We start from the raw sequence: 12,249 nt of genomic DNA, 5'->3' as shown, positions 1-12,249 counted from the left end.
AAGTCATTAAAAATAGCTTAAGAATCTGTTTTTTTATTCAACTGTAAAATTATTCAAGTAAAAACGCACTATTATAGTATTATACATAATTTAAATATATTTTTACAAAAAAATTAATAATAAGCATAAATGTTAAATATAACTTAAAATAATCTACTAATATTTATGTTATTCTTTATTAATTTCATTTATTTTTTAGTTTACAATATTTTTAATAACTTAATTTTTATTATGTAAACTAAATCTTTTAAAATACTGTTCGAAAATATTATTGTAATGTAGGATTATAAGTTTTAATTTAAATTTATTTTTGAATTATTTGTTATTTCCCCGAAACAAATGTAATTTTATTTAAATTTAAATCTGAACTTATTTACCTATATTTCTAGATATTTTTTAAATCTATTTATTCTAAAATTAAACCTATTCATTCCCTTTATATTTAAATTATGTATTTTTATGTTATACTCATCCAAGAATATTAGGGAAATTATTTTATTATAAGGAGATGATATTAAATGAAGAGTTTTGTGAAATTTTTAATTATTCAATTATTATTCATTGGCTTTACTTTAGGAAATTCAATAAATGTTTATGCTAATGAAGTAAAACAAAAGGAGCTTTATATATTAGAAGATCCTACTTGGCTTAGACAAACTGGTTTTTCTAAAGGACTAGGCCATGACCGTCAAGACTTAGGAATTATTTTACCTGCAAATGTCCAATTAACTATTAAACAAGTAAATCCTAATTTTAAAGGAAATTTAACTTTACGGTTGTTAAATGATAACAATAAGCATGAAACATCTCGTAATTTTAATCAAACACAAATCACCGTATCAGTTCCTTACAGTTCTGTACCTTTTGTAGATACTGTATATAGCGGAACTGAAAAACCTAAAATAGAATATACAATAACTAACAATATGCAAACGTTACCTATCTATAAAAAAGGTCAAAATCAACAAGACTTTTTTTCTCAATGGGATAGAACTTCCGCTCCCTTTGCTTTAGTAGTAGACGATTATTTTCAATTACTAGTACCTCAAAAAGATAAAGCATTTATGAAGAGAATGAGAGACTTTTCTTCTATAGATGAATTAATTCTTTATTATCGTGATATTTTCACATATTATAATAAATTATCTGGAATTAGTTTTGATACTAATATTAAAACTGATAAAAATATTCCTAACAAATACTTTATAAAAGCTGACATAAGTGGACCTGGCGGTGGTTATTATGGTGGTAATCATACAGCTGAAACATCCGATTCTGTAGCTAGTTTTTGGTTATCAAAAGGTTGGGGGGCATTACATGAGATTGGTCATGGATACCAAGATAACTTTACAAGAGGAGAAGTATGGAACAATATTTATGCCCATAGTTTTCAGCAAAAAAATTTAGGTTCAGGAATATATAGTAATGGTTGGTTATATGATTATGGAAGAAAAAACATTGTGGATAGCAATATAGATAATTTGTTGCACAAAAGCCAATCAGCCTTTAACACTTGGGGCCTAAGAGAACAACTTTATGGTTTTATACTTTTAAAAAATAAAGCCGGAGATGATAGTTTTACTCATTTTAATCAAGAATACCGTAAATTAGCTAACTCTAATGGATTTAACATTAGTGATTATAATCAATTTGATTTACTTAGCAAAGCTTATGGAGAAATAAGTAAACTTGATTTTACTCCAGTTATTGAGTCATTTAAGGGTAAAATGAGTGATTGGCAAAAAGAATTAAATCGTTATCAAAATTATAAGCCTGTTGCAATTTTAAATGAAGTTGTTCCTACTAGCAAAGTTTCTGAAATTCAAAAAGCATTAAACTTAGAAACTCCTTTATCATTAGTGACTACAGATGATTTAGCTAGAACTGGCTTAACTGGAAACGTAACTTTAAACATTAAAATCGATGACTTTAATCAAATAAAAAATCAAACTATTTATTTAATGAATGGGGAAAAAGAAGTAAAGAAAGTTTCTATTACATCACCTAGTATTTCATTAGGTCAACTTCCAATTGGTATTTATACAATTTATTCAACAAATACCAATAATAAATGTTATACACTTGATACTCATTATTTAAAAGTTAAGGAATCTAATAATAACGTAACTTTAAATTATAAATTACGTACGAAAAGCGTATTACTTAATCAGGAAATTGAATTTTTAGGATTAGGCGATGATAAATTTGCTAGTGCTCATGTTGATTTAGAAAATCAACACTTAAACATTGAGGTAACTTCTAAGGACCCTCATAGCTATTTTCCTAATGAACAATATGGTAAAATCGAAATTTTAGATACTAATGGAAATATTACTTACTCAAAAGTAATGAACGGTACAAACACAACTTTAGAGCATAGTAGTCAAATTTTAAAAGAAGGTTATAAAATAAGATTATATCATGCTGAACCTTCAAGGTTAAAAATCAAAAATAATAAAACTACACTTACTAATAATAAAACTAATACTTTAGTAGTTACTTCCCAAGGACTTAAGAATGAAAATTTAAGTCAAAATCTAAATCAAGAACTTGCTACATCAATAGATACTTTTGCTTCTAAAATTTATGAAAATAAACTACTGAGCCAAAGTAATTGTGCAGAATCAAAAATAGAGTTAAAACTAGCTATTAACTCTTTAACAGAACCTCTAAAAACACAAATGTTAACTAAATATAAAGAGCTTTTAAAAGAGAATCCAACAACTAACGAAAACGAAAATGAAGGCTCTGCATTCTCATTTGATTTTAAAGGTTATAGTGATAGATTGTTTGCCAAGCTTAATTTAGATTTAGAAAATTTAAATGGTAAACTTACAGTGGAAAATATAATGCCACACTATTACTTTAAAGATAGTTATGCATCTATATTAATTCAAGACAAAAATGGTTCAAGCATTTTCTCTAGAGATTTTATAGGAAGCGAAACAAATAATAACTTAGTTGAAGATATACCTTTACAAGAAGGATATTATATCACTATAAAGCATAGAGAACATTCAAATAGACTTTTTGTAAATAATGATACCAAAAATATATCACTTGATAAAAATGCTGTTAATTCATATAAAATTATGAAAAATAAATTAGAATCAATTAATGAAAGTGATATACCAAACCCTAGTAAAAATCCTTACCTAGGTGAAAAATTTAATATTACTTTTAAAGGCTTAGGCGATTGGATTTTTGCAGAATTAAATTTAGATTTAGCATCTAATCAAGCTAATATTGATATAAAAAAAGGTGAACCCCATGTTTACTTTACAGATAGTTATACTTCAGTTGCAATTAAAGATTCTGAAGGAAATGATGTTTATACAAAAGACTTTATTGGTAATAAAGGAAATGATGCTCTTGTAAAAGATATTTCTCTAAAAGCAGGCTATTATTTAACAATAACTCATAAAGAACCAAATAACCGCTTAATAATTACTAATACAATTAATAAGCTAGAATTAGATAAAGATACAACTATAACTTATAAAATAACTGATACTGGATTAGTTAAATCTTCAGAAGATGAAATTCCAGTCCCATCTAATCCAATATATTATGGTAATGAGTTTAATACAGTTTTTAAAGGATATGCTGATAGAGCTTTTGCTGAAATGAATATGAATTTAACTGAAAAACAAGCAACAATAAACATATCAGATGGTATTGTTCATAGCTATTTTTCAGACATTTATACTTCAATTTTGATTGAAAATAGCAAAAAAGAAACTGTATATTCTAAGAACTTTATTGGAATTAATAACTATTCTAAAAATAGTGAAACAGTGACTCTTGAAGAAGGCTCTTTAATCACTCTTACACATTTAGAATCATCTAATAGACTAGAAATAATTAATAAAGAAACCCTATTTTCTCTTCCAAAAAGTAACTCCGTTACTTACCAGTTTGTAGCTGGTGGATTGAAAAAAATTAATTAATAAAAAATCTTAGGTAAAAGCTTAGTAAATACAACTTACTAAGCTTTTGTCTAGCTTAAAATTATTTTAATTAAAGTTTCTCGTGGTAACCCTTATAAAATTTATCCCATATACTAAATATACAGGTATATATAGAGAAACAAGTTCCAATTTAAGTTTATTTAATAACTTTAAAATAGTTTTATACAAAATTTAGTGTTAAATTCTAAGTAATTCAGAACATGTCTCACTATACAACTATAAACTTAAATAATTTTTAAAATCTATTTACTTGTAATACTTTAATAGGAGTTATAAACGTGATGAAATATATAAATAATTGTAATAATTCTATTTTACTGCCTAATCCAATAACTCAAGTTGCTAGTATGCCTTATCCTTTATATCTTTCCCTTCAAGGTAAGTATTTTGTAGGACATTCAGATGAACTAGAGTTTGGTAATAATACTAATGCATGGGCAGGTTTAATAAATCCTAGTTGTTCAGGGGTTAATCTTCATGTTTATGTATGGACAGTTACTAATTCAGGTAAATATCCAATAAATGTACAAATATGGTTTAATTCAAATCTACCTGGTTCACCATATGTATCAGAGTTTGTTACCCCATCAAATACAGCTCTTTGTCCATTGCCTAGTCCAAGAGTAGATCTGCTTCAAGCAACTGATGTTATAGACAAACCTATTGAAGGTGTTAATGCCTATATTAGAACAGCACCGCCTGATACTACAATCGTAGCTGAAGAAGATGGAAAGTTTATTTTTCCACCTGGCGGCTCATTTATTGTTTTTTTATCAAATCTAGAAAACCCAAATGAACCTGCTAAAGGCACGGTTTCCTTTGGATGGTGGGAAGAAAAAATTTAATAATGTTTTTTAATATTAAAAGACAGGCCATAAAAACCTGTCTTTTTTTATAAAATTATTTTGTTTACTTTTTCTCTACTGTCCATATGTTCTCATCTTTATAATAATTTATCCCTTGATTTTTCATTCTTTCCCCTTGACTTTTCAATCGATTTTTATACTCATCCCAATTTCTAGCATTTTTAGGTGTCCACCCTATTTCAGAATACCCTAATAATCTTGGATATATCATATAATCCATAGCTTCTGTATTTAAGATTGTTTCTGTCCATAATGGTGCTTCCACACCTAAAACTAATTCTTTTGGAGCATAATCTGTAGGATCCCATTTATATGCAGTTTCAACTGGAATATATCCTGCCCAATCTAATCCATATGGAGTATTTTCGTTATACTTCATATCTAAATATGCTTTTTCTGCAATTGAAATAATCATTTTCATATTTTTTGCTCTAGCTGCTTCATTAGAATCTTTCCAATTTTGTAATATCACACTTGAGTTTATCTTTGATGATGTATCAATTGGATCCCATCCTATTGCGGTTTTTCCATACTTTTCAACTATCTTAGATACTCTTCCTACAAAATAATCATAATCTTCTTTTTTAGTGCTATCCGCTTCATCTCCTCCTATATGTATATACTTAGAAGGTGATATTTCAGAAACTTCTCTTATTATATCCTCAATAAACTCATATGTTTTTTCATCATCAGTCATTAATGAACTAAATCCTACTTTTGTATCTGTATATAAAGGTTTCTTTTGACCATCTTTATTTAAAAATCCATAAGAAGCTAGTGCTGCATTAGTATGACCTGGCATATCAAATTCAGGAACTATTTCTATATATCTTTCTGCTGCATACTTAACTAAATCTTTAAATTGTTCTTGAGTGTAATACCCTCCTGGTCCTCCTCCTACTTGAGTACTTCCACCTATATTAGTCAAATCTGGCCATTTTTTAATTTCTAAACGCCATCCTTGGTCATCACTAAGATGTAAATGTACCTTATTTATTTTATATTGAGCTGCAAGATCTATTTGACGCTTAATTTCATCAACAGTAAAAAAATGTCTAGCTACATCAATCATTACACCTCTATATTCATACTCTGGTTTATCCTTTATAGTTGAAACTGGAATAGTCCACTTTACATCAGCAGTTACAGTATTTTTTTCAATATCTGATGGTAATAATTGTCTTAGAGTTTGAACTCCTCTAAAAATACCTTCTGGCTTGTATCCTATAATTTTAACGTTTTCAGGGGTAGTTATTACTTCATAACCTTCATTTCCCTTATCTTTATTTGCACCTACAGTGGTTAAATATATACTTCCTGATGGAACATTATTGCCCTTAACAATTTTCAACTCAAAACCTGTTGAAGGTTTTAATTTTTCTTTTAAAAACTCTGCAATTTTAACAATTTCTTCTGTTTCTTCTTCAGTATTTCCTTTTACATATATGGAACTATTTTTTGTAAGAGTAAATGCTCCTTCACCACTTTCATAGTTTAAAGGCTTAGGAATAATATTATTTACAATATTACTTTGCATAGCAAAAGTTGGCTCCACTTTATTATTTTCATCTAAAATTATTATAGAAGAAACTGCTACTAACACTAAAAATACTATTAGTATATATACAGTTTTTAAGTGCTTTGTATATATATTCTTCATTAGCTCACCGTCCTTACATTTTAAAAATCAATGTTTAATTTATAATGTATTATTCATTAATTATTTTGAAACCTTCTCTCTTATTTTGCACTTAAATATCGTAGTATATACTATAATTTACTAATAAAATAATATTTAGTTATATATCAAACAAAGCCGGTCCTAGAAAAGCACGTCCATCATTTCTAGTAAAAAAGTTACTAGTACTAACTGGGTACTTTTAACTTTTAATCAAAGATATGTAATACGTTCAATGTGTAGCACCGTAACAAATGGGGCATATCACTCCTCTAACCTCAGTTAGTTTTGCAATAGCCCCTTTTAATAACTATTTATTATATATTAATTATTCATATATTCTGCCATTTTTTTATTAATATCAGCTTCACAAAAGCGCATAGCCATAATTGTTTCTTCAAGCAGTTTATTTAGTTCCCATCCAAGCATTTCTGCACCTTGTTTAATTACATCACGTGAACATCCTGCTGCAAATTTTTTATCCTTAAATTTTTTCTTAAGACTTGAAAGTTCCATATCCATAACACTTTTTGATGGACGCATTCTTGCTGCTGCACCTATTAATCCTGTAAGTTCATCTACTGCAAACAATACTTTTTCCATCTCATGCTCTGGTTTTGGTTGTTCTTCTGCACAAAGACCGTAACCGTGACTTACTACAGCTCTTATTAGTTTTTCATCAAGACCATAATCTCTCATAATCTCTTGTGTTTTACTACAATGCTTTTCTGGATACATTTCAAAATCTAAATCATGAAGTAAACCAACCATTGACCAAAAGTCCGCTTCTTCTTCATACCCTAATTCTTTTGCAAAATATTTCATAGTTCCTTCAACTGTTAAAGCATGTTGAATATGAAATACCTCTTTATTGTATTTAGTAAGTAGTTCCCATGCTTCTTCTCTTGTTATCATAATAACTCCTCCTCTTAAATTTAAAATATAATATTTAATTTTTGTTGATTCTTTTAACTCTTTGATATATAATACTTTACGAATGTTAAATATATTTAACGTTTATTTTATTTTACTTATGTTAATTATAATTGTCAATATGATTATTGGAGGTTTCTTTAATGAATATAAATTTTATTATTGCAGAAAACTTAAAAAATCTTAGAACTGAGCGAAATTTAAGTTTAAGTCAACTTGCTGGCTTATGCAATGTAAGCAAAGTTATGTTATCTCAAATAGAAAAAGGAGATACTAATCCTACTATAAATACTTTATGGAAAATAGCTAATGGATTAAAAGTTCCTTATACTTCATTACTTGAGCAAAAAGAACATGATACTCAAATTATAAAAAAGAATGATACTGATATTCAACTTAGCGAGGAAGGACATTATAGAGTATATTGTTACTATACTAATACACCTTATCGTAATTTTGAACTTTTTCAAATTGAACTAGATGAAAATTGTACTTATAAATCTGTAGGTCACTCTGAAAAATCAGAGGAATATATTATGGTGTTAGAAGGTGAATTAACTTTAGAAATAAATAGTGCTACTTATAAACTAACTCCTAATGATTCAATAAGTTTTTTAGCATCACATGAGCATGTATATACTAACAGTGGAAAAGGAACTTTAAAAGCTACAATAACAAATTTTTATCCTACCTAATTATATGGCAGGATGTTTTTATGTAAGGATTATATGAATTTAACACCTCCCAAATGTTTCTTACAATAAAATTTTTCTTAATTCTAAAAATCATTCTATTATGCAAATTTAATTAAAATCAAACTTATTTATGATACAGTTTGTCTTTAAATTTTTATATAAACTTTTTTAAAATAAAAAAGCCATAAAGTTTATGACTTTCAAATATCTAATATTAGATTAAATACAAATAAACTAAGCAACATCTAAATTATCTACATTGGTTATTTGTTTTTTTAGTGTGTATATTGACGTACTTATGGAAAACAAGGTAATAATAACCAATTTAATAATTGTACTTTTCAACTCTGGATCACGTCCTATTACTGGTTGCATTAAACATACTATCAAAACTGCTGTTACAATTGTTGAAGGTACTGATTTTTTCTTCATACCCACAGTAAAAGGCACTAATGATAGAATTCCTCCCATAACAGTGAATCCTAAAAATGATAAATATGCACTAAAAATATAATTAAGACTAAAACTTCCTGCAACCACATCAACAATGGAATCTAATATAGCTACATATATTATGCACAATATATCACCAATCAATATACATGACATTGCAAATACAACAACTATAAATAATTTTGCCAATATAATTTTTCTTCTACTTATAGGATATGAAAACATCACTAAAATTGTTTTATCCCTATATTCTCCTATTACAATCTTTGCCATTAAAGATGAAGAATATATTAAAAATGTACTTGTTACTAAAACATTTATCATCCATATAACACTTTTATATGTATCCATATTTTGTTTTGGATCTGATATAGTGTCAATAAACGAAATAGTAAGAAAAGCCATTATACAAAGAATAGCTATAATTACGCCTTTAATATATCTTTTTAGTTTATATTTTTTAACTTCCAATTTAATTAATTGCAACATAACTGTCCTCCTGTATCAACTTTAAAAAATACTCTTCCAAAGTACTTTCCTTTTTACCTATACTTTCTAATTCAATACCATTTTCAATAAGCATTCTAGAAATTACATTCTGAGACTTACTTATATCATATATACGAATTTTATTTTTAGAAATTATTTTATAGTTTGATATTTTCAGTTCTTCTTCAATTAAATATCCTGTCATACTCAAATCGTTTACTTGTATTTCTATATATTCACTGTTATACTCATGAACTTTTTCCATAGATACTTCTTTTAATAGTTTTCCACTTTTTATAATACCAATTGTATCTGCAATTAATTCTATTTCTGCAAGAATATGACTTGAAATAAGTATTGTTGTCCCACATTTTTCATTTAATTTTTTAATAAGTGAACGTATTTCTTTAATTCCTTCTGGATCTAACCCATTTATGGGTTCATCTAATATAAGAAATTCTGGTTTTGTAAGTATTGCCCTTGCAATTGCTAATCTCTGTTTCATACCTAGAGAATAATTGCAAATTGCTTTTTCCTCTATATCAGATAACCCTACTAAACGTAAAACTTCATCTATTCTTTCTTCATTGTGATAACCCATGTAATTACAATGTAATTCTAGATTTTCTCTTCCTGTTAACCTGCTATAAAAATAGGGATTTTCTATAATAGAACCAATTCTTTTTAATGTTTCAAAATTTCTGTCATTAACTTCTTGTCCAAAAAGTATAATTTTTCCCTTATTAGGTTTTACCAAGTTAAGAATCATTTTTAGTATTGTACTTTTACCAGATCCATTAGGACCTAAAAAGCCATAAATTTCACCTTTTCTCACATGCATTTCTACGTTATCTACTACCGTCTTGTCATTATATATTTTAGTAAGTCCATTTGTTTTTAATATATACTCCATAATTATCTCCCCTTTCTATACATTAATATAACAAACCAACTTATCTTTTTTCTGTCATAAATATTACTTTTTTCTTAAGTTTATATTTGCTTTTGGTAATATTATATTAAATAATGTTTTCTTATGTGGAATACTAATTAATTCAATTTTTCCTTTCATATGTTCGACGAGTTCTTTTGATATTGTTAAACCCAGTCCACTACCTTGATAATCTTTACTTTTTGCATCATCTAATGTGTACATTCTCTGAAAAACATTTTCTTTATATCTCTCCAAAATTCCTTTACCATGGTCTTCGATTGTAATGCAAACGTTTTTTTCATATACATCAATGCTTATACCTATGTATTTTCCATCACCACCATGTTTAATAGCATTATCTAATATGTTTTTTAATACACGATTCAAAGCTTCTTCATCTGCACTAATGTAAATAGGCTTCTCTGGAATGTTAATATCCACATAAAAATTTTTTTCTGAAAGAATATCATAAAATTGAAACATATTTTTTCTGCATATTTCACATATGTTTATATTAACACTGTCAAGTGTTTTATCGCCAGATTTCAACTTAACAAGGCTAAAAAATCTATTTATTAGTTCTAAAATTTCATTAATTCTCAAATCGACTTTAATAATCATCCTATCATTATTGAATCTAATCCTTAGCATTTCCACATATCCTTTTAGAGTTGTTAATGGTGTTTTTAAATCGTGTGAAATATTTGATAACATTCTCATCATAGATATCTTAGAATTTTCATATGCCATCTTATTTTCATGACTATAATCTAATAAATGATTAACACTTGACGCAATGGATTTTATTGAATCATCTTCTGTAGAAACCAAAATTAGTTCACATGTTTCATTTTTAATAATGGATTCTATTTTGTTAGCTATATATTGTATCTGTTTTGATTGAAACTTATATTTTCTGCATTCTAATATGTAACTTATCATCAATATAAAAATTAATATACATAATACTATTATCATCTTATTCTTCCTCCATCTTATATCCAATTCCCCACAAAGTCTTAATATATTCAAAATCAGATTTATCATAAGACAATTTATTTCTTAGCCTTCTCATATGTACATTAATTACGTTTTCTTCTCCATAATAAGGTTCCTTCCAAATGTTATTGTAAATTTGTTCTTTTGAAAAGACCATTCCCAAGTTTGAAGCAAGTAACTTTAAAATTTCAAACTCTTTATATGTCAAATTTAATTGTTTTCCTTCTTTAATAACAGAGTGCTTGTACACATTAATCTCTAAGTCTTTCACATAAATTATTTTATTTTCATTATTGCTTTTCTCTTTTACATACTTTGTTACACGTCTTATATTTGCTTTAATTCTTGCTGAAAGTTCAATTAAAGAAAATGGTTTAGTTAAGTAGTCATCTGCTCCAAATCCTAATCCTATTGCTTTATCTGAATCATTATCTTTCGCTGTTATAATAATAATAGGTACAAAATCATGCTCTCTTATTTTTTTCATAACATCAATACCATTAATCTTAGGAATCATTAAATCTAACAACACTAAATCATATGAATTTGCTTGAAATTCATCAATTGCAGATTCTCCATCGTAAACCTGTGTAACTTCATATACATCATTTATTAAATACTCAGTAACCATTTCGCTTATATTTTTATCATCTTCTACTAATAATATTTTAGACAATCTTGCCATCATTCCTTTCATTTCAATATTAAATTCTAAAATCAAATAGAATTCTTCTTTTATTTATATGACTCTTGAATATACTGATTATTCTTTATCATCTTCTTACACTTAATAAAATTTATTGTTAATTGATTAATTTATCCATATATATTATACCATTTTTTTTATGCCGAATTGTCAAACCATTTGCAACACCCAGCTTGTTCTTCATTGAAACACTTATGCTGTATCTTTTAATACATTTTTAACATATACATGCAAATATTTTTTTAATTGTATGCATTTAATATGATTCAATGTTATAATTATTCTGTAAATATGTTGTAATGAATGACAATTAAAGGGGAGGCACAATAATGTACGAATATAAAGTTTTTAAATGGAGATTTGATTTAAATAGTGCAGAAGATTTGGAAAAAACTTTAAATGATTATGGTAAAGAAGGTTGGAAAATATTCAATATCATATCTAATATAAAAGGAAACGGTGGAGTATTATTTGCTTCTGTAGATGGCAATGAAGCAACAATTATTCTTGAAAAAAGTAACTAAC

General features: G+C 26.9%; 10 protein-coding genes. 4 read left to right on the top strand and 6 right to left on the bottom strand.

The genetic code is table 11. From position 1 onward, the window contains the following. Nucleotides 1-518 precede the first annotated feature (518 nt). On the top strand, nt 519-3,950 hold the full coding sequence (locus AZI32_RS04225; protein ID WP_061994649.1) for a putative mucin/carbohydrate-binding domain-containing protein: 3,432 nt from the start codon (nt 519-521) through the stop codon (nt 3,948-3,950). 302 nt (nt 3,951-4,252) lie between these two features. Beyond that, nucleotides 4,253-4,816, top strand: a complete 564-nt coding sequence (locus AZI32_RS04220) for a DUF6143 family protein (protein ID WP_199870164.1) — start codon at nt 4,253-4,255, stop codon at nt 4,814-4,816. A 64-nt stretch (nt 4,817-4,880) separates the two neighbouring features. Here AZI32_RS04220 and AZI32_RS04215 read toward each other — a convergent pair whose 3' ends face one another. Both AZI32_RS04215 and AZI32_RS04210 read right to left on the bottom strand, forming a co-directional pair. Further along, nucleotides 4,881-6,497 carry a beta-N-acetylhexosaminidase gene (locus AZI32_RS04215; RefSeq protein ID WP_061994648.1) on the bottom strand — a complete coding sequence of 539 codons (1,617 nt, stop codon included), beginning with the start codon at nt 6,495-6,497 and terminating at the stop codon, nt 4,881-4,883. A gap of 342 nt (nt 6,498-6,839) precedes the next feature. Continuing rightward, on the bottom strand, nt 6,840-7,430 hold the full coding sequence (locus tag AZI32_RS04210) for an HDIG domain-containing metalloprotein (protein WP_061994647.1): 591 nt from the start codon (nt 7,428-7,430) through the stop codon (nt 6,840-6,842). A 161-nt stretch (nt 7,431-7,591) separates the two neighbouring features. Here AZI32_RS04210 and AZI32_RS04205 point away from each other — a divergent pair, with 161 nt between their 5' ends. Next, entirely contained in the window at nt 7,592-8,143 is a 552-nt protein-coding gene (locus AZI32_RS04205) for an XRE family transcriptional regulator (RefSeq protein WP_061994646.1), read from the top strand. A 234-nt stretch (nt 8,144-8,377) separates the two neighbouring features. Here AZI32_RS04205 and AZI32_RS04200 read toward each other — a convergent pair whose 3' ends face one another. From AZI32_RS04200 to AZI32_RS04185, 4 genes are all read right to left on the bottom strand, one after another. Further along, on the bottom strand, nt 8,378-9,085 hold the full coding sequence (locus AZI32_RS04200) for an ABC transporter permease (protein ID WP_061994645.1): 708 nt from the start codon (nt 9,083-9,085) through the stop codon (nt 8,378-8,380). Further along, nucleotides 9,069-9,998, bottom strand: coding sequence for an ABC transporter ATP-binding protein (locus AZI32_RS04195; protein ID WP_061994644.1), 930 nt, complete (start codon nt 9,996-9,998; stop codon nt 9,069-9,071). Before AZI32_RS04195 ends, AZI32_RS04200 begins: the two co-directional genes overlap by 17 nt. A 63-nt stretch (nt 9,999-10,061) precedes the next feature. Further along, nucleotides 10,062-10,997 (bottom strand): sensor histidine kinase, encoded by a 936-nt coding sequence (locus AZI32_RS04190; protein WP_061994643.1) that lies wholly within the window; start codon nt 10,995-10,997, stop codon nt 10,062-10,064. A gap of 1 nt (nt 10,998) precedes the next feature. Continuing rightward, nucleotides 10,999-11,739: a response regulator transcription factor gene (locus AZI32_RS04185; RefSeq protein ID WP_345968952.1), complete on the bottom strand. Its 741-nt coding sequence runs from the start codon at nt 11,737-11,739 to the stop codon at nt 10,999-11,001. Nucleotides 11,740-12,053: 314 nt separating this feature from the next. On the opposite strand from AZI32_RS04185, the gene AZI32_RS04180 reads away from it, so the two are divergent. Then, nucleotides 12,054-12,248: a DUF4177 domain-containing protein gene (locus AZI32_RS04180; RefSeq protein ID WP_061994642.1), complete on the top strand. Its 195-nt coding sequence runs from the start codon at nt 12,054-12,056 to the stop codon at nt 12,246-12,248. The last annotated feature ends 1 nt before the right edge of the window (nt 12,249 follow it).

Source organism: Clostridium sp. ATCC 25772 (genome assembly GCF_001573875.1).
Classification (GTDB): domain Bacteria; phylum Bacillota; class Clostridia; order Clostridiales; family Clostridiaceae; genus Clostridium_J; species Clostridium_J senegalense.
Note: the sequence above shows the minus strand (reverse complement) of the source record. Positions and strands in the feature narration are given on the sequence as shown.